14 protein-coding genes, 2 tRNA genes and 1 pseudogene are annotated in these 20039 nt (G+C 49.5%); 13 read left to right on the top strand and 4 right to left on the bottom strand.

Features of this window, described 5'->3' with window-relative positions:
- Nucleotides 1-182: 182 nt before the first annotated feature.
- The gene (gene rutR / locus AC0IXI_RS15860) at nt 183-827 is read left to right on the top strand and encodes an HTH-type transcriptional regulator RutR (protein WP_151992929.1); all 645 of its coding nucleotides are present in this window, start codon (nt 183-185) and stop codon (nt 825-827) included.
- Here the strand turns inward: rutR and AC0IXI_RS15855 are convergent.
- Both AC0IXI_RS15855 and putA read right to left on the bottom strand, forming a co-directional pair.
- Entirely contained in the window at nt 824-1222 is a 399-nt protein-coding gene (locus tag AC0IXI_RS15855) for a lysozyme inhibitor LprI family protein (RefSeq protein ID WP_413497851.1), read from the bottom strand. The genes rutR and AC0IXI_RS15855 overlap by 4 nt on opposite strands.
- Nucleotides 1223-1322: 100 nt before the next feature.
- Nucleotides 1323-5282, bottom strand: a complete 3960-nt coding sequence (putA, locus tag AC0IXI_RS15850) for a trifunctional transcriptional regulator/proline dehydrogenase/L-glutamate gamma-semialdehyde dehydrogenase (RefSeq protein ID WP_471682749.1) — start codon at nt 5280-5282, stop codon at nt 1323-1325.
- Between the two features lie 390 nt (nt 5283-5672).
- Between putA and putP the strand changes: the two genes are divergently transcribed.
- The 11 genes from putP (at nt 5673) to chbG (ending at nt 17743) form a co-directional block, all read left to right on the top strand.
- Entirely contained in the window at nt 5673-7175 is a 1503-nt protein-coding gene (gene putP / locus AC0IXI_RS15845) for a sodium/proline symporter PutP (RefSeq protein ID WP_471683238.1), read from the top strand.
- 165 nt (nt 7176-7340) lie between these two features.
- On the top strand, nt 7341-8174 hold the full coding sequence (gene efeU / locus AC0IXI_RS15840) for an iron uptake transporter permease EfeU (protein WP_134183514.1): 834 nt from the start codon (nt 7341-7343) through the stop codon (nt 8172-8174).
- A 62-nt stretch (nt 8175-8236) separates the two neighbouring features.
- Nucleotides 8237-9361 carry an iron uptake system protein EfeO gene (gene efeO / locus AC0IXI_RS15835; RefSeq protein ID WP_064517741.1) on the top strand — a complete coding sequence of 375 codons (1125 nt, stop codon included), beginning with the start codon at nt 8237-8239 and terminating at the stop codon, nt 9359-9361.
- A gap of 5 nt (nt 9362-9366) precedes the next feature.
- On the top strand, nt 9367-10680 hold the full coding sequence (gene efeB, locus AC0IXI_RS15830; RefSeq protein WP_471682748.1) for an iron uptake transporter deferrochelatase/peroxidase subunit: 1314 nt from the start codon (nt 9367-9369) through the stop codon (nt 10678-10680).
- A gap of 624 nt (nt 10681-11304) precedes the next feature.
- Nucleotides 11305-12093, top strand: a complete 789-nt coding sequence (gene phoH / locus AC0IXI_RS15825; RefSeq protein WP_208326128.1) for a phosphate starvation-inducible protein PhoH — start codon at nt 11305-11307, stop codon at nt 12091-12093.
- A gap of 262 nt (nt 12094-12355) precedes the next feature.
- Nucleotides 12356-12676, top strand: coding sequence for a PTS sugar transporter subunit IIB (locus AC0IXI_RS15820; protein ID WP_064517748.1), 321 nt, complete (start codon nt 12356-12358; stop codon nt 12674-12676).
- Nucleotides 12677-12762: 86 nt separating this feature from the next.
- Entirely contained in the window at nt 12763-14121 is a 1359-nt protein-coding gene (gene chbC, locus AC0IXI_RS15815) for a PTS N,N'-diacetylchitobiose transporter subunit IIC (RefSeq protein ID WP_064517750.1), read from the top strand.
- Nucleotides 14122-14255: 134 nt separating this feature from the next.
- On the top strand, nt 14256-14603 hold the full coding sequence (chbA, locus tag AC0IXI_RS15810; protein WP_064517752.1) for a PTS N,N'-diacetylchitobiose transporter subunit IIA: 348 nt from the start codon (nt 14256-14258) through the stop codon (nt 14601-14603).
- Nucleotides 14604-14615: 12 nt separating this feature from the next.
- A complete protein-coding gene (gene chbR / locus AC0IXI_RS15805) occupies nt 14616-15452 on the top strand; it encodes a transcriptional regulator ChbR (RefSeq protein WP_413497847.1) in 837 nt (278 codons plus the stop codon).
- 140 nt (nt 15453-15592) lie between these two features.
- The gene (locus tag AC0IXI_RS15800; protein WP_154149441.1) at nt 15593-16936 is read left to right on the top strand and encodes a 6-phospho-beta-glucosidase; all 1344 of its coding nucleotides are present in this window, start codon (nt 15593-15595) and stop codon (nt 16934-16936) included.
- 45 nt (nt 16937-16981) lie between these two features.
- Entirely contained in the window at nt 16982-17743 is a 762-nt protein-coding gene (chbG, locus tag AC0IXI_RS15795) for a chitin disaccharide deacetylase (RefSeq protein ID WP_424222470.1), read from the top strand.
- A 544-nt stretch (nt 17744-18287) separates the two neighbouring features.
- Here chbG and AC0IXI_RS15790 read toward each other — a convergent pair.
- Together AC0IXI_RS15790 and AC0IXI_RS15785 are read right to left on the bottom strand one after the other, a co-directional pair.
- Nucleotides 18288-18375: transfer RNA gene (locus tag AC0IXI_RS15790), tRNA-Ser, on the bottom strand.
- Nucleotides 18376-18770: 395 nt separating this feature from the next.
- A tRNA-Ser gene (locus AC0IXI_RS15785) sits at nt 18771-18858 on the bottom strand.
- A 206-nt stretch (nt 18859-19064) separates the two neighbouring features.
- Here AC0IXI_RS15785 and ghrA point away from each other — a divergent pair.
- Nucleotides 19065-20005 (top strand): annotated as a pseudogene (gene ghrA / locus AC0IXI_RS15780) (glyoxylate/hydroxypyruvate reductase GhrA).
- The last annotated feature ends 34 nt before the right edge of the window (nt 20006-20039 follow it).

Raw genomic sequence — 20039 nt, 5'->3', positions numbered from 1 at the left:
AAGTCATTTGTTATCATTGTGTTATTTATTGGTTGCTATTTTTAGGTGGTGAAAACCAGACTGTTTGGTCAAAACTGGTGCACAAAAAACAGGCGTTCGTGCGCGTTCAGGGTGCATACAACGCGCACTTCTGGCGTGGTCTTTGCTATGCTGTCGGGCAAAACAGAACGATGAGAGGGCGCATGGCACAAGGTGCGGCAGCAACGAAAGAAACCGGACGGCGTTCAAAAGCGGTAGCGGCGAAAAAGCAGGCTATTCTGGCGGCAGGACTGGAGTTCTTTTCCCAATTTGGCATTCACGGCACCAGCATCGAACAGGTAGCTGAGCGTGCGGAAGTGTCAAAAACAAACCTTCTCTATTATTACCCTTCCAAAGAAGCGCTCTATATTGCAGTGCTTAAGCAGATCCTTGATATCTGGCTTGCCCCTTTGCGTGCGTTTCGCGAGGATTTGCAGCCGCTGGTGGCGATAGGCGAATACATCCGGTTAAAACTGGAAGTTTCTCGAGATTACCCGCAAGCCTCGCGTCTGTTCTGCCTTGAGATGCTGCAAGGTGCACCATTGCTGAAAGAGGAATTGACTGGCGATTTGAAAGCGCTGGTTGATGAGAAATCGGCAATTATTGCCGGTTGGGTTGAGAACGGGAAGTTGGCGGCGGTCGATCCGCATCATCTGATCTTTATGCTGTGGGCCACCACACAACACTATGCTGATTTCGCAAGCCAGGTTGAAGCAGTGGCAGGTAGCAATTTAAACGATGAAGTATTTTTCCGCCGCACGGTAGAAAACGTGCAGCGGATGATTATTGAAGGTATTCGAGTGCGTTAATTCGCGCTTGAATGGAAGACACAGCTCACATCGCCTTCTTCGCACTGGAGCGTGCTTTTCAGCAGTTCAGTGCGTTCGCGGGTTTTATCCGTCATACATTGCGCGTGAACCATCGGTGCGACGGATGCGCCGTCTGCACCAGATGTTAAGAATGCACAGTCGGCGTCGCGAAAGGCAATCCACGCATTTTGTGCCGCTTTGAGCTGTGTTTTCTGGGTATCTGTGGCGAGTTTCATCGCCTCTTTATAAGCCTGATTAAGTAAATCATCCTGCTTTTTATATTCGTTACTGGCGCACTCGTTAAGCCCTGCTTGTGAAGTTGCCGAGTCGCAACTATCGGCCAGAACGTTTGCACTTAGCAACAGGCCAGTCATCAGTAAACAAAAGCGTTTCATCATCAATCCTCGAAGAAAAGGGCCTTGGTAGGGTGGAAGATGCTTTCGCTTATCCACCCTACAAGACCTTGCAAATTGTTCCCGAAAGCGTAGTGAAAACTTAGCCGATTGTCATCAAACTGGCGTTACCACCTGCTGCCGCAGTATTCACGCTCAGTGAGCGTTCAACGTATAAACGCTCCAGCAACAAGTTAGTTTCGCCGCGTGCGAAGCCTTGCACCGAAACAATGGCCCCATCCCGCGCCGCTACCTTTTCACACAATGCGCATAACTGGTCGGAATCACCGTGGTAAATCACCGCATCAAACGGCTGGTTCAGCAACGTATCTTCTTTCGCGAAGTCGATATGCTTCTGTACCAAATCCGGTAGCGCTTTCGCCAGTTCGCGATGCAGTTTGTCATCAGCCCATAGCGCACGGCTGCCCACACTTGTGACCGCTGCCAGTTGCACCAGTACATCCTGCTCATTATCTGCGATACACAGCACGCGTTCACGCGGCATTAATGCGTAAGTGTTACGTTCACCCGTTGGCCCCGGTAACTGGCGTAACGTACCGCTTTGCGCCAGTTGCGCGAAGCGTGCGCAGATAGCAGGCAATTCGCCTTTTTTTACCGCCCATTGAGCAAACGCTTGATGAGCTTCCTGAAGGCTGGCTTTAAGCGTGGAATCCACCGGTAGCTCAGCATCCTGGCGGTTAAAGGTAGTTTGCAGCGCGTTGTCCGGGCGGTTTGCCAGTAAACGATACAGATACAACGGGCCACCGGCTTTCGGACCGGTGCCCGATAAACCTTCGCCACCAAATGGCTGCACACCGACAACCGCACCGACCATATTGCGGTTAACGTACATATTACCCACGTGCGCAGAGCCCGTAACTTGGGCAATGGTTTCGTCTATACGCGTATGTACACCAAGCGTCAGGCCATATCCCGCCGCATTGATTTGGTTAATCAGTGTTTCCAGGTTGTTGCGGTTATAACGCACCACATGCAGCACCGGGCCAAACACCTCTTTTTGCATCTCATCGAAGCTTTCTAGCTCAATTAATGTAGGCGCGACGAAAGTACCGCTCTGCCACTCTTTCGCATCCACGCTGTTTTCACGAGCCGCCTGGAATACTTTGCGGCCTTTGCTGCGCAGCGTTTGAATATGCTTCTCGATATTCTCTTTGGCTTCGGCGTCGATAACCGGGCCGATATCCGTGGTTAAGCGGCCTGGGTTGCCCATGCGGCATTCCGCCATGGCACCGCGCAGCATTTGCAGCGTGTGCTCGGCGACATCTTCCTGGATACACAACACGCGCAGTGCGGAACAACGTTGGCCAGCGCTATCAAAGGCCGAGGCCAGCACATCAACCACCACTTGTTCGGTAAGCGCTGAAGAATCGACGATCATCGCGTTCAGACCACCGGTTTCTGCAATCAGCGGTGTTGGGCGACCTTGCGGATCAAGGCGATCAGCAATATTGCGTTGTAGAAGCGTCGCCACTTCCGTGGAGCCGGTAAACATCACGCCACGTACGCGGGCATCGCCTGTTAACTGTGCGCCAACGGTTTCACCACGGCCTGGCAGAAGTTGCAGCACGCCCGCAGGCACACCGGCTTCCAGCAGAATATTGATACCGAGGGCGGCAATCAGCGGGGTTTGCTCAGCCGGTTTTGCCAGGACACTGTTACCGGCTGCGAGGGCTGCAGCAATTTGCCCGGTAAAGATAGCCAGTGGGAAGTTCCATGGGCTGATACAAACAACCGGGCCAAGCGGACGGTGTGTTTCGTTGTCGAAATCATCGCGTACCTGGCCTGCGTAGTAGTGCAGGAAGTCTACGGCTTCACGCACTTCGGCAATGGCATTGCTAAAGGTTTTACCGGCTTCACGCACCAGAACGCCAATCAGCTTCTGCATCTGGCCTTCCATCATCACGGCCGCTCGCTCAAGAATCGCGGCGCGTTCTTGTGGCGGGGTGGCGAACCAGATTGGTGCATTGTTAACGGCACTCACGAGTGCTTGTGAAACCTCTTCGTGCGTGGCTTCACGCGTATAACCAACCACATCTGTCGGTTCCGCTGGGTTTTTCACTGCCACCATATCGCCTGGCGCGACGGCATTCTCCAGAATCGGTAGCGCCTGCCATTTTTGCGCCGCACTATTAAGCAGGGCAGAGGAGAGTGAGGCGAGGCGATGCTCGTTCGCCAGATCCAGGCCGCTGGAATTGGTGCGTTTCGCGCCGTATAGCTCTTTCGGTACAGCGATTTTTGGATGTGGCAGACCGAGTTGGCCTTCTTTAATCGCGATAGCTTCAATGGCGGTAACCGGGTCGGCAACCAATTCATCTAGTGGCAAGGTGTTGTCGGCAATACGGTTAACAAACGAGGTGTTCGCGCCATTTTCCAACAGGCGACGCACCAGGTAGGCCAGTAGCGTTTCGTGGGTACCAACAGGTGCATAAATACGGCAAGGGCGGTTCAGTTTGCCATCGGCAATTTTACCCACCACTTGATCATAAAGCGGCTCACCCATGCCGTGCAGGCACTGGAATTCATACTGACCCGGATAGTAGTTCTGCCCGGCCAGATTGTAGATTGCTGCCAGTGTATGGGCGTTGTGTGTCGCAAACTGCGGGTAAATCAGGTTTGGTACTGCCAGCAGTTTTTTCGCGCAGGCGAGATAAGAGATATCAGTGTAAACCTTGCGGGTATAAACCGGGTAGCCTTCCAGCCCATCCATCTGAGCGCGTTTGATTTCGCTGTCCCAGTACGCGCCTTTCACCAGGCGAATCATCAGACGGCGACGGCTGCGTGTCGCGAGATCCACCAGGTAATCAATCACAAACGGACAGCGTTTTTGGTACGCCTGAATCACAAAACCGATACCGTTCCAGCCGGCCAACTCAGGCTCGAAGCAGAGTTTTTCCAGCAGATCGAGTGAGATCTCCAGGCGATCGGCTTCTTCGGCATCGATATTGATCCCGACATCATACTGGCGCGCCAGCAGCGTCAGGAATTTCAAACGCGGGTACAACTCTTCCATGACGCGATCGTACTGCGCACGGCTGTAGCGCGGGTGCAGTGCGGAAAGCTTGATGGAAATGCCAGGGCCTTCGTAAATGCCACGCCCGTTAGAGGCTTTACCAATCGCGTGAATCGCTTGCTGATAAGAAACCATATAAGCCTGTGCATCGGCTTCAGTAAGTGCTGCTTCACCCAACATATCGTAGGAGTAGCGGAAACCCTTCTCTTCGAGTTTGCGGGCGTTAGCTAATGCTTCGGAAATGGTTTCGCCGGTCACAAACTGCTCGCCCATCAGGCGCATCGCCATATCCACACCTTTGCGGATTAACGGCTCACCGCTTTTCCCGATGATGCGGTTCAGGGATGTCGACAGACTCGCTTCATTGTGGGTGGACACCAGTTTGCCGGTAAACAGCAAACCCCAGGTGGCAGCGTTCACAAACAGTGATGGGCTACGGCCAATATGCGAGTGCCAGTTGCCGTTGCTGATTTTGTCGCGGATTAACGCATCGCGCGTCGCTTTGTCCGGGATGCGCAGTAATGCTTCGGCCAGACACATCAACGCCACACCTTCTTGCGATGAAAGTGAGAATTCTTGCAGCAAACCTTGTACCATGCCCGCCCGGCCTGATGCGTTCTTCTGATTACGAAGCTTTTCAGCGAGTTGGTACGCCAGTTTGTGAGTTTGTTCCGCAATATTCAGAGGCAAACGCGCCTGTTCCAGAATCATCGGCACCGCATCGGTTTCCGGGCGGCGCCAGGCTGCGGTAATAGCTGCGCGAGTTACGGACTGAGGAAGAATTTGTTCTGCAAAATCAAGGAACGGCTGGTGTGTTTCTTCAATGTGCGGGGCAGCCTCTTCGCTTTCATTCGCGGCACCAGCCAGCATGGCCGGAAGTTCTGGCAGTTCATCGTTATTTTCCAGGCGTTCGAGATAATTAAATATCGCCTGTTTAATTAGCCAGTGTGGTGTGCGGTCAATACGTGAAGCGGCGTCTTTAATACGCTCGCGGGTAGCGTCGTCCAGTTTTACGCCCATGGTGGTGGCCATGTCAGTAACTCCCATACCCGTTATCACTCGGGTAAATATTGAAGGGTTGATAAAAGTTATCGGGCAATATCTATCATGTTGCAACTTTGTGCAACCTTGTTAAATGTGAGCCAGATAGCAAGCTGGGAAATAGATTGAATTGTTAAATTTGGAATTAGAAAACAAGCGGGCTAATTATTCGCAGACAGGGTGAATTAACTGACAGAGTTAACACTTTCTAAGGGTGCAACCGTGAAAAGCGTGAGCGAGTGCAACCTGGTGAAAAAAGCTATTTATTGTACGGTGAATTTATTGTGAATAGTGTGTTAAAACGCTTGCGGTAAGAAACTATTAAAGCTCCATGCTGCGTTCCGGTATGGCACAAAAATTTGGAGAACTTGCATGACCACCATGAGCACACCAATGCTGGTGACCTTCTTTATCTATATCTTCGGCATGATATTGATAGGGTTTATCGCCTGGCGTTCAACGAAAAACTTTGATGACTACATTCTGGGCGGTCGCAGCCTGGGTAGTGTGGTTACTGCATTATCAGCGGGCGCATCCGACATGAGCGGCTGGTTACTGATGGGGTTGCCGGGTGCCATCTTCCTTTCCGGTATTTCGGAAAGCTGGATTGCCATCGGCCTGACGGTTGGCGCATACATCAACTGGAAACTGGTCGCTGGGCGCCTGCGTGTTCACACCGAAGTGAACAACAACGCGCTGACGCTGCCAGATTATTTCACCGGGCGTTTTGAAGATAAAAGCCGTGTACTGCGCATTATCTCCGCGTTAGTGATTCTGCTGTTCTTCACCATCTATTGTGCATCTGGCATCGTGGCCGGTGCGCGTCTGTTCGAAAGCACCTTTGGCATGAGCTACGAAACCGCACTTTGGGCGGGTGCTGCGGCAACCATCATTTATACCTTTGTCGGTGGGTTCCTGGCAGTAAGTTGGACGGACACCGTTCAGGCGAGTTTGATGATTTTCGCGCTGATCTTAACGCCTATCATGGTGGTGATTGCGGTTGGTGGCTTTGACGATTCGATGGCGGTTATCAAGCAAAAGAGCATTGAAAATATCGATATGCTCAAAGGGCTGAACTTCGTCGCGATTATCTCTTTGATGGGCTGGGGTCTGGGCTACTTTGGTCAGCCACATATTCTTGCGCGCTTCATGGCGGCAGATTCACACCACACAATCGTTAAAGCGCGTCGCATTAGTATGACGTGGATGATTTTGTGCCTGGCGGGCGCGTGTGCTGTAGGCTTCTTTGGTATCGCGTATTTCAACAACAACCCGGCGCTTGCGGGTGCGGTAAACCAAAACGGCGAGCGCGTATTTATCGAGCTGGCGCAACTTCTGTTTAACCCATGGATTGCAGGCATCTTGTTGTCAGCAATTTTAGCGGCAGTTATGTCAACGTTAAGCTGCCAGTTACTGGTGTGCTCCAGCGCAATTACCGAAGATTTGTACAAAGCATTCTTCCGTAAAGATGCGGGGCAAAAAGAGCTGGTTTGGGTCGGGCGCTTTATGGTGCTGTTAGTCGCTCTGATTGCCATCGCGCTGGCGGCTAACCCTGAAAACCGTGTGCTTGGCCTGGTCAGTTACGCGTGGGCAGGCTTCGGTGCCGCGTTTGGCCCGGTTGTGCTGTTCTCGGTAATGTGGTCACGCATGACGCGTAATGGTGCGTTGGCAGGAATGATCATTGGGGCGCTGACTGTTATCGTCTGGAAACAGTTCGGTTGGTTGGGGCTGTATGAAATCATCCCAGGTTTCATCTTCGGCAGCATCGGTATTGTCGCGGTCAGCCTGCTTGGCAAAGCGCCAAGTGCGACTATGCAAAAACGCTTCGAACAAGCAGACGAAATTTACCACTCCGCGCCACCAAGCAAATTACAACCTGAGTAATTCACAACATCCTCTGAAGGCCGCTTATCGCGGCCTTTTTTACAGCTGTACACAAATATCCAAATTCTCTGCTTGTGTTTATTTTTGCGGTAATGATAATCACAATCGTTCTGGTTTACTTTTCTTTACGCCATTTGACCTGAGTTCACAGTTGGGGTGTCAGTAATGTTTGTCCCGTTTCTCATTATGTTACGCGAAGGCCTGGAAGCCGCGCTGATTGTTAGCCTGATTGCTAGCTATCTGAAGCGTACTCAACGCGGCCAATGGATTGGCGTCATGTGGATTGGTGTTGTGGCGGCAGCTGCGCTGTGCCTGGCGCTGGGCATCTTCATCAACGAAACCACCGGTGAATTCCCGCAAAAAGAGCAGGAGTTATTTGAAGGCATCGTGGCAGTCATCGCGGTCTTCATCCTGACGTGGATGGTGTTCTGGATGCGCAAAGTGTCGCGCAATGTGAAAGGGCAGCTCGAGCAGAAAGTGGACGAAGCGCTGCACAGCAAAGGCAACCATGGTTGGGCGCTAATTTTAATGGTGTTCTTCGCGGTCGCCCGTGAAGGTCTGGAGTCAGTATTCTTTCTGTTGGCAGCATTCCAGCAGGATGTGGGCATTATGCCGCCACTCGGCGCGATGCTTGGCCTGGGTACCGCGATTGTGCTCGGCTTCTTACTTTACTGGGGCGGTATCCGCCTGAACCTGGCCGTGTTCTTCAAATGGACCAGCCTGTTTATTCTGCTGGTGGCCGCAGGGCTTGCAGCGGGTGCAGTACGTGCTTTCCACGAAGCGGGACTTTGGAATCACTTCCAGGATATCGCTTTTGACCTCAGTAATGTTCTTACCACTCATTCTCTTACCGGTACGCTGCTCGAAGGTATTTTTGGATACCAGGAAACACCGACCGTAAGCGAAGTAGGAATGTACTTTATTTACCTGATCCCCGCGCTGGTGCTGTTCTTAATGCCACCGCGTTTGAGCGCTCAGGCGACAAATAACGTTCGTTAAATATCTTGCGGCAGATTATCGCCACTTAGTTACAACATACTCTTGTTTTATAGGGATTGGTCATGACTACACATTTTCGCCGTAAAGCCTTGCATGCTGCGCTGTTTGCGTTTGCTTCTTCTGCCTTTGCCGTTCAGGCGGCTGATGTTCCTCAGGTAAAAGTTACTGTGACTGATAAACAGTGCGAACCGATGAACATTACGGTTAACGCCGGTAAAACCCAGTTCATCATTCAAAACAACAGCCAGAAAGCGCTGGAGTGGGAAATCCTGAAAGGGGTGATGGTAGTTGAAGAGCGTGAGAACATTGCACCTGGTTTCTCTCAGAAAATGACGGCTAACCTGCAAGCGGGTGAATACGACATGACCTGTGGCTTGCTAAGCAACCCTAAGGGCAAGCTTATCGTTAAAGCGGCGGGCGATCAGACTGCACCGAAAAACGACCTGATGGCATTGGCCGGACCAATCACCGAATACAAAGCTTATGTGACTGCGGAAGTTGCAGAGTTGGTTAAAGGTACAAAAGCCTTTACTGATGCTGTGAAAGCCGGCGATATCGAAAAAGCCAAATCTCTGTATGCGCCAACTCGCCAGCATTACGAGCGTATCGAACCTATTGCTGAACTGTTCTCTGATCTCGACGGCAGCATTGATGCCCGCGAAGATGATTACGAGCAGAAAGCCAATGATCCAAAATTCACTGGTTTCCACCGTCTGGAAAAAGCGCTGTTTGGTGATAACTCCACTAAAGGCATGGAAAAATATGCCGATCAGCTCAACAGCGACGTGCTGGATCTGCAAACACGTATTTCTGAGCTGGCATTCCCGCCAAGCAAAGTTGTCGGCGGTGCTGCGGGCCTGATTGAAGAAGTCGCGGCCAGTAAAATCAGTGGTGAAGAAGATCGCTACAGCCACACTGACCTGTGGGACTTCCAGGCAAACGTTGATGGCGCACAGAAAATTGTTAACTTGCTGCGCCCGTTGCTGACTAAAGACAATGCGCCATTGCTGGCAAAAGTGGATGCCAACTTCAAGAAAGTGGACACCATTCTTGCTAAATACCGAACTAAAGACGGCTTCGAGACTTACGACAAACTGACCGATGCAGACCGCAATGCGCTGAAAGGGCCGGTAACGGCGCTGGCAGAAGACTTGTCACAACTGCGTGGCGTACTGGGTCTGGACTAGTTTTTATGGAAGATAAAAATAAAAACGGCGGGCATATTCCGGCTCGCCGCCGCTTACTGAAAGGTTTGGGCGCGCTCGGTGGCGCCCTTGCTGTTGCGGGCGGATGCCCCATGGCTCATGCGGCGAAACAAGAGACTTCTCCAGGCACGTTACCGCCAGATGCGCGCATGGAAAAACAGCCGTTTTACGGTGAGCATCAGGCAGGTGTACTGACGCCACAGCAAGCGGCCATGATGTTGGTTGCATTTGATGTGTTGGCCAGTGATAAAGCTGACCTTGAGCGTTTATTCAAGTTGCTGTCTGCGCGTTTCGATTTCCTCACTACAGGTGGCCCTGCGCCAGATACCCCAAATCCACGGATGCCACCGATGGACTCAGGGATTCTTGGTGCGCAGATTTACCCGGATAACCTGACTTTCACCCTCTCTGCGGGAACATCGTTGTTTGATGAGCGCTTTGGGCTGAAAGGGCAGATGCCGAAAAAGCTGCTAAAGATGGAGCGCTTCGCTAATGACTCGTTGGATGCCAGCTTGTGTCATGGTGATTTGCTTCTCCAGATTTGCGCGAATACGGCGGATACGGTTATCCATGCCTTACGAGATATCATCAAACACACGCCGGATTTGCTAAGCGTGCGTTGGAAGCGCGAAGGGTTTATCTCCAACCATGCAGCGCGTTCGCGCGGCAAAGAGACGCCTATCAATTTGTTAGGGTTTAAAGACGGTACGGCGAACCCTAACAGCGAAGATAAACCGCTGATGAATGATGTGGTGTGGGTGACGGCAGATCAGCAAGAACCAGCATGGGCGGTAGGTGGCAGCTATAAGGCCGTGCGTATTATTCAGTTCCATGTTGAGTCCTGGGATCGAACGCCGCTAAAAGAGCAGCAGACTATTTTTGGCCGCGATAAACACAGTGGTGCGCCGCTTGGCATGAAGAATGAGCACGACGAGCCCGATTATGCAGCCGACCCTGACGGTAATGTAATTGCGCTGGATGCTCATATTCGTCTGGCGAACCCACGCACTAAAGAGACGCAGTCCAACCTGATGATGCGCCGTGGTTACAGCTATTCACTGGGTGTATCAAAGTCTGGGCAACTGGATATGGGATTGTTATTTGTCTGCTTCCAGCATGACCTTGAGAAGGGCTTTTTGGCTGTGCAGCAACGTCTTAACGGCGAAGCGCTGGAAGAGTACGTGAAGCCGATTGGCGGTGGGTACTTCTTTGTATTGCCGGGTGTTGTGGATAAGCAGCACTATTTAGGGCAAGGGCTTCTGGAAGCTCGATTCTGTAATCTCGAAATCATTTCATCCTAAGCATCTTCTTCTACATGAGAAGGAGATGCTTAACTTTCTCTTCAGACTCTCTGAGAAAGTGGGGCGTTGCACGCTTACTTGAAGCACGTTTTTTCCTACAATTCTTCCCCTGCTAATTTTTCATTTGCTAACTATTTGCCTGCCAGGTATTCATTCAATTTCTATATGACTACCCCATTGATATAAAAGTGTAATATTTTTATGTCATAAATTTGATAAGCGCATGACGAAACGCGAATGTTGATTTAAAGTAAAATAAAAGTTGCAATTTAGATAATTTTTGATGTAATTAAAGCACGAGCGGTAGTTCCCGGCTGTGAATCTTAATCACAATGGAGATCGCGAATGGTAGGGTCCTGTACTGGCCGATTGAACAAACATCTTACCCGCACAAATCAGCGCGGAGGCATCTCCTCCGGCCTCGCTATCTTCACCGCTAAAAACCCTGAATCCACAACCAATCAATGTATTAACGATGCGCTAAGCGGAGTAATTCGTCTAACTGGTGCATCCTCTCAACCGGCAGTTCATGGCTTAAAAGGAAGCCAAACCTCATCCGTTAGTGAACATAATCGCGCACTGTGTTGTGGCGCGGGAAATGAAACCAACTGTAAGGTGCCATCCATGGGAAGACAGAAAGCAGTGATCAAAGCTCGTCGCGAAGCAAAACGTGTGCTGAGACGGGATTCGCGTAGCCACAAACAACGCGAAGAGGAATCGGTCACAACGCTTGTGCAGATGAGCGGCGTTGAATCTATCGGTATGGCAAGAGATTGCCGTGATAACTCACCGATAGCGGCGCGAAATGAGGCTCAAGAGCACTATCTTAACGCCATCGAGAAAAAGCAGCTGATATTCGCCACCGGTGAAGCCGGGTGCGGCAAAACGTATATCAGTGCGGCGAAAGCCGCTGAGGCCCTGATACATAAGGATGTCGACAGGATAATTGTCACCCGCCCGGTCCTGCAAGCTGATGAAGATCTCGGTTTCTTACCCGGGGATATTTCGGAAAAATTCGCTCCTTATTTCCGCCCGGTGTATGACATCCTGGTGCGACGTTTAGGGTCGTCTTTTATGCAGTACTGCCTGCGCCCCGAAATTGGCAAAGTAGAGATTGCGCCGTTCGCCTATATGCGTGGACGTACCTTCGAAAATGCGGTGGTTATTCTTGATGAGGCGCAGAATGTCACCGCAGCGCAAATGAAAATGTTCTTAACGCGCCTTGGGGAAAACGTGACGGTCATCGTCAATGGCGATATCACGCAATGCGATTTGCCACGGGGTGTTAAGTCCGGCCTGAGTGATGCTCTGGAACGTTTTGAAGAAGATGAAATGGTAGGTGTGGTCCGCTTTGGCAAACAAGATTGTGTGCGCTCGGCCCTTTGCCAGCGCGCATTGAATGCCTACGACTGATTTCCGGTGTGAAAGAATTGTAAAGCCCAAACTCTGTTTGGGCTTTTTTCTTTGCGCGAATTATTTACCCAAAATGTGAAGGGTATCAAAACGGATAGTCAAGGAGAGACAATTTTGGGCTCCGCAATATTATTCCCCGCCGACGTGTTGCCGTATACTTCTCTCAACAAGAAACAATCAGAACTTTCCAATCAGTCCCTTTTGCAGGCGTGGGTTGTGCTGATTTCAGACATGCAGGCTATTGCAACGTGAGGAATTTATTATGACTAAAAGACGTATCTACCTATTTTGTTCTGCCGGGATGTCCACCTCATTGCTGGTATCAAAAATGAAGGCGCAGGCAGAGAAGTATGAAGTGCCTGTAATTATCGAAGCCTGGCCTGAAACTCTGGCTGCTGAAAAAGGCAAGGATGCAGATCTGGTATTACTTGGACCACAAATCGCTTATATGCTGCCAGAAATTCAGAAAGTATTACCCGGTAAACCGGTAGAAGTTATTGATTCAGCAATGTACGGCAAAATTGATGGGTTAGGCGTGCTGAAAGCAGCAGTCGCATCGATCAAGAAAGCAGCAAGCAACTAATTTTTTATTTTGTTTTATTTTTCCGTCAAAGAACGACCTTACACAACCTGGCCGCAAGAATCTTGCGGCAATAAAGGAAATTCCAAATGAGTAAAGTCATTGATTCACTTGAAAAGATATTGCTTCCTTTCGCAGTGAAAATTGGGAAGCAACCGCACGTCAACGCAATTAAAAATGGTTTCATCAAATTAATGCCATTGACCCTTGCCGGGGCCATGTTTGTATTAATCAATAACGTATTTCTGAGTTTTGGCGCTGGTTCATTTTTTTATTCTTTAGGTATTCGTTTAGATCCCTCAACCATTGAAACCCTTAATGGGTTAAAAGCCATTGGCGGCAACGTATATAACGGTACGTTAGGTATTATGTCGCTAATGGCTCCTTTTTTCATTGGTATGGCGCTTGCTGAGGAACGTAAAGTTGACCCTCTTGCGGCCGGTTTATTATCCGTTGCCGCATTTATGACCGTTACACCCTATAGCGTAGGTGAAGCTTATGCAGTGGGCGCTAACTGGTTAGGTGGTCAGAATATTATTTCCGGTATTGTTATTGGTCTGGTTGTCGCGGAGCTATTTACTTTTGTTATCCGCCGAAACTGGGTAATTACTTTGCCAGATAGTGTGCCAACTTCGGTATCACGTTCATTCTCTGCGTTAATTCCAGGTTTCCTGATCCTGTCTATTTTCGGGATTATTTCCTGGGTGCTGGCGAATCACGGTAGCAACTTCCACCAGATCATTATGGATTCCATCTCTACGCCGCTAGCTTCGATGGGTGCGGTAGTGGGCTGGGCGTATGTTATCTTCAACTCCCTGCTGTGGTTCTTCGGTGTGCATGGTTCGCTGGCGCTTACCGCGCTGGACAACGGCATCATGACCCCATGGGCGCTGGAAAACATCGCTCTCTACAACCAGTATGGTTCAGTTCAGGCTGCGATTGACGCAGGTAAACAGTTCCACTTCTGGGCGAAACCAATGCTCGACTCCTACATCCTGTTGGGTGGTTCTGGTGCGACACTGGGCTTAATTATCGCAATCTTCATGGTTTCACGTCGCGCCGACCACCGTCAGGTTGCGAAACTGGCACTGCCGTCAGGCATCTTCCAGATTAATGAACCAATCCTGTTCGGTCTGCCAATCATCATGAACCCAGTTATGTTCATCCCGTTTGTGCTGGTTCAGCCGATTCTGGCAGCTATCACACTTGCGGCTTACTCTCTGGGAATTATTCCACCGGTTACCAACCTTGCTCCATGGACGATGCCTACCGGTCTGGGCGCCTTCTTCAACAGTAACGGTAGTATCGCAGCATTGTTAGTTGCGCTGTTTAACTTAGGTGTCGCGACATGTGTCTACATACCGTTCGTTATCCTGTCTAACAAAGCACAGGCTGTAATCGAAGAAGAAGAAAGCGAAGAAGATATTGCTAACGCACTGAAATTCTAATCTTAAGTTTTGTACCCAAAATAATTCGAGCAGCAGGAAGCCAACGCACATGCGGCTTGAAGTCTGAAGGGTAGTAGTTTTGGTTGGGGATGGCCCCCTATCCCCAACCACTTTAAATATACCGGGAGATTGAGATGTTTGATTTGGATAGCGCAGTCGATAACGAAGTGGATACCGACGATCTTGAAGAAGTGGTGATGGGTTTAATCATTAACTCAGGTCAGGCTCGCAGCCTTGCATACGGCGCACTGAAAATCGCGAAAACAGGTGATTTCGAAAAAGCCAGGGAGTTGATGGCGCAGTCTCGTGAAGCACTGAATGCAGCGCACCTGGTGCAAACCAAATTGATTGAAGGTGACCAGGGCGAAGGCAAAACTAAAGTTAGCCTGGTGCTGGTTCATGCACAGGATCACCTGATGACTTCTATGCTGGCGCGTGAGTTGGTTACAGAACTTATTGAGCTTCACGAAAAAATAAAATAAGTTGGAGTCCCTATGCAGCCACCGGTAATCAGTATGGAAATCAACACGGCACGCGAGAGCCAGCTTTTTGATGGTCAACATTTCCACATGTTCATCCACAACAAAGTCGAAAGTGTCTCCGGGCTGCACCAGCATGATTATTACGAATTTACGGTAGTGCTGACAGGGCGTTATTATCAGGAAATCAACGGTAAACGTGTGCTGCTGGAAAGAGGGAGTTTTGTTTTCATTCCACTCGGTTCTTATCATCAAAGTTTTTATGATTTTGGTGCGACCCGAATTTTGAATGTTGGTATTAGCAAGGCTTTTTTTGAACAACATTATTTACCGTTATTCCCAGCATGTTTTATTGCGTCACAGGTTTATCAAATTAAGAATGAATTTTTGACTTATATTGAATCTGTGACTGCTTCATTAAACTTCCGTCAGGGTGAGTTTAATGAGTTTCTTGAAATGGTGACGTTTTATATTGTGAACCGTCTGCGCCATCATAAAGAATCTGAGTCCGGCGGTGATATTCCTGGCTGGCTGAAAAATGCTGTTGAGCAGATGCATGGCAAGTTGATGTTTGGCGATAAAGCATTAGTGAATATGGTGGAGTTGTCCGGTAAGTCACAGGAGTACTTAACCCGTGCTACACAGCGCCACTATGGCAAAACACCGATGCAAATTATTAATGAGATAAGAATTGATTTTGCTAAGAAGCAACTGGAAATTACCAACTATTCTGTCACTGATATTGCTTTCGAGTCAGGTTATAGTAGTGCCAGTATGTTTATTAAAAACTTTAAGAAGTTAACGTCATTTACACCGCAGCATTATCGGAAGCAGTTATACAGTATTAAATAGTCATTATTCATATCCATTGTGAATGTATTAGTGAAGGTTGGTCAATATACCCCATATTATTATTGCGGCATATAACCTTCAATAATACATCTATATCGCTGTCTTAATTTACAGTGCAATAAACTTGTACCGGAGTCCTCATGAGTAAAAAATTGAAAGTCGTCACAATCGGTGGTGGTAGCAGCTATACCCCTGAATTACTCGAAGGTTTTATTAAACGTTACGAAGAATTGCCGATAACTGAATTATGGCTGGTTGATGTTGAAGCTGGAAAAGAGAAGCAAGATATTATCTTCGATCTCTGCTTGCGTATGATTGAACGAGCGGCAGTGCCAATTGCACTGTATAAAACCCTCGATCGCCGCGAAGCGCTGGTAGATGCCGATTTTGTTACCACGCAATTGCGTGTCGGGCAGCTTAAAGCCCGTGAACTTGATGAGCGTATCCCGCTAAGCTACGGCTATTTGGGCCAGGAAACTAACGGTGCGGGTGGTTTGTTTAAAGGTCTGCGTACTATTCCGGTGATTTTCGACATCATTAATGATGTGAAAGAGATCTGCCCAGACGCATGGGTTATCAATTTCACTAACCCGGCCGGCATGGTCACCGAAGCAGTTTATCGCCACACTGACTTTAAAAAATTCATTGGTGTTTGCAACATTCCAGTGGGCATGAAAATGTTCATTAAGGATGTGTTGAAACTCGCACCAACGGACGAACTGAACATTGACCTGTTCGGCCTGAACCACATGGTCTTCATCAAAGATGTCATTGTTAACGGGACTTCCCGTTTTGATGAACTGCTTGATGGCGTGGCGTCCGGTACGCTAACCGCAGGTTCGGTGAAAAACATCTTTGATCTGCCATTCAGTGAAGGTCTGATTCGTTCACTTCGACTGCTGCCGTGCTCTTACTTGCTTTATTACTTCAAGCAAAAAGAGATGTTGGCCATCGAAATGGGCGAGTTCTACAAAGGTGGTGCACGTGCCACGGTTGTTCAGAAAGTCGAAAAGCAACTGTTCGAGCTTTATAAAGATCCGGCCCTGAATGTGAAACCTAAAGAACTGGAACTGCGTGGCGGAGCTTACTACTCTGATGCGGCTTGTGAAGTTATCAGCGATATCTATAACGACAAGCAAAGCGAGCATTACGTTAACGTGCCACACCACGGGCATGTTGATAATATTCCTGCTGACTGGGCGGTTGAAATGACCTGTACTATCGGCCGTGACGGTGCTACCCCAAGCTCGCGCATCACTCATTTTGATGAAAAAGTGCTGGGCCTGATTTACACCATCAAAGGGTTCGAAGTGGCAGCCAGTGAAGCCGCGCTTAGTGGAAACTTTAATGATGTTCTGCTGGCGTTAAATCTAAGCCCGCTGATTCATTCTGATAAAGATGCCGAGAAAATTGCCCGCGATATGCTGTTAGCTCACGAAGCTAATCTGCCAAACTTTGCAAAAGCTATCGCTGCACTTAAATAACTGGAGGCCTTCCCTGCAAAGGGAAGGCAGCTTACCGAGGCGACAATGGATAAGTTATTAATTGTTAACGCGGATGATTTTGGGCTGTGTAAGGCGCAAAACTACGGAATTATCGACGCATTCACCAACGGTGTAGTGACGTCTACCACCGCGATGGTTAACGCCGCAGGTATTGAACATGCTGTTGCACTCAGTGCAAAACATGCAGGTCTGGCTATTGGGATGCATTTTGTACTGACGTTGGGTCGACCATTATCTGCAATGCCAGGCCTGGTTGATGAAAAGGGCGAATTGGGTAAATGGATTTGGCAGCGAGCGGAAGAAGACACTCTGCCACTTGCGGAAATTGAGCAAGAATTGGCGTTCCAGTTCGCGAGATTCATCGAATTATTTGGCCGCAAACCTACGCATATCGACAGCCATCACCATGTACATATGATCCCGCAGATCTATCCGATAGTTGAAGCCTTTGCGAAAGAGCAGGGCGTGGCAATCCGTTTTGATTACGATGCTGCCATAGCTGGCGGGCTTGAGTGCCGGGGAGTAAAAACGGCGGAAGGTTTTGACAGTGGTTTTTATGGTGAGGCGATATCGGAAACGTTATTCCTCGATACACTCGACCGCTCCATGGCGCGTGATGAGCAATCGTTAGAAATAATGAGTCACCCTTCCTTTATTGATAACACCATTCTTAACAGCAAATATTGCTATCCGCGTCTTGCTGAACTGGATGTTTTGACTTCTGCGTCGTTAAAATATGCGATTGCGGAACGTGGTTATCGGTTGGGTTCGTTTGCGGATTTATAATCCGCATGAGTTCACTTTAATCTGGCGGGTGGCGTGCTGCGCTTACTCGTACAGCGAAAGATGTAGACAGTTGATCTTAGCCCGAACTTAGGTTCGGGTTTTTTTATGGACAAAGCGGTATCGGATGACAAATTATGGACGAAAAAAAGTCTGAACGTGAATTCAGACTTTCTCTTTAAATATGGCGGTGAGAGAGGGGCTGACTGCGCTGCGCTTGCCCTACGGGCGTCATGGCCGCAAGCGTCCCTGACGTCCAAATGCTAAAGCATTTGTCGAACCTCGGGTCGAGGGTTCTCACCCATCTCTCCATGAATTTCGGGCGAAAAAAAGTCTGAACGTGAATTCAGACTTTCTCTTGGAATATGGCGGTGAGAGAGGGGCTGACTGCGCTGCGCTCACCCTACGGGCGTCATGGCCGTAAGCGTCCCTGACGTCCAAATGCTAAAGCATTTGTCGAACCTCGGGTCGAGGGTTCTCACCCATCTTTCCACGGGGTTCGGGCGAAAAAAAAGCCCGCATTTGCATGCGAGCTCTTCTTTAAATATGGCGGTGAGAGAGGGGTTCGAACCCTCGATACGTTGCCGTATACACACTTTCCAGGCGTGCTCCTTCAGCCACTCGGACACCTCACCGTTTTGAATCTGTTGCCAATATCATGGGGCAACGGGGCGCTACTATAGGGAGTAGACCGCATTCGGTCAAGTTTAATCTTCTGTTTCTATACCGTTTGGTCAAGGCGTGAACGATACCTGGACTTTAAGTTAGCGTCATTCATTCGCGGTATTAGCAGTGCCGAATTACGGGCGAAAAAAAAGCCCGCATTTGCATGCGAGCTCTTCTTTAAATATGGCGGTGAGAGAGGGGCTGATTCGCTGCGCTCACCCTACGGGCGTCATGGCCGTAAGCGTCCCTGACGTCCAAATGCTAAAGCATTTATCGAACCTCGGGTCGAGGGTTCTCACCCATCTCTCCATGAATTTCGGGCGAAAAAAAGTCTGAACGTGAATTCAGACTTTCTCTTGGAATATGGCGGTGAGAGAGGGGTTCGAACCCTCGATACGTTGCCGTATACACACTTTCCAGGCGTGCTCCTTCAGCCACTCGGACACCTCACCGTTTTGTTGTTCCCTGACATCTGGAACGGGCGCTAATGTAGGGAAAAGAACGGCCTGCGTCAATTCACTTTTGAGTAAATCTGGTGCGTTCAGCCAAACTTCAAGCAACTTGCTTCTTAAAACAGCATTACACGCTGATTTTTTATTACATTCATCTCATGTATTGTTTAGGGCTGCGCGTAAGCCTAAGAATAAATGGAGAAAGCATGGACATTATTTTTCATCACCCAACATTTAATACGCAACTTTGGCTGGAAGGTATGCAGCAGCAACTTCCTGGAGCCACGGTTCGCCAATGGCATCCTGGTGATAACCAGCCTGCGGATTACGCCCTGGTGTGGCATCCCCCGGTGGAAATGCTCAGTGGGCGCGAGACGCTGAAAGGGGTATTTGCATTGGGAGCAGGTGTAGACTCCATTCTGAGTAAGCTTCAGGCTCATCCGGATATGCTGCCAGCAGGTGTTCCGCTATTTCGTCTGGAAGATACCGGTATGGCGCTGCAGATGCAGGAATACGCGGTGAGTCAGGTATTGCACTGGTTCCGTAGGTTCGATGATTATCAGGCATTAAAGCTGCAGTCAAAATGGCAGCCGCTGGATGATTATCGCCGTGAAGACTTCACTATCGGCCTGCTTGGTGCGGGTGTACTGGGTGGGAAAGTAGCAGAAAGCCTGGCGGCCTGGGGGTTCCCGGTGCGTTGCTGGAGCCGCAGCAAAAAGAGTATCCGGGCGTAACCAGCTTTGCGGGCGCTGAACAATTGGGTGACTTCCTTAAAGGCACTCGTGTGTTGATTAACCTGCTGCCGAATACTCCGCAAACTGTGGGCATTATCAACAGCCAGTTGCTCAATCAACTAGCGGATGAGGCTTTCGTTATGAACCTTGCGCGTGGTGTGCATCTGGTTGAAAGTGATCTGCTCGCCGCTCTTGAGAGTGGAAAAGTGAAAGGGGCCATGCTCGATGTCTTCGCCAAAGAGCCACTTCCTGCGGAAAGCCCGCTATGGAAACACCCGCGAATTGCCATAACACCTCATCTGGCAGCCGTTACCCGTCCTCAGGAGGCAATGGAATATATTGCCAAAACGATTCGCCAGATTGAAAACGGTGAGTCGCCGAGTGGTCAGGTTTCATTGCATCACGGTTATTAATGCACAGCCCGGCTTGAGCCGGGCTAAAAAACCA

This window comes from Buttiauxella sp. AC038 (assembly GCF_979253565.1).
The sequence above is the reverse complement of the archived record's forward strand: the minus strand, read 5'-3'. Positions and strand labels throughout refer to the sequence as shown.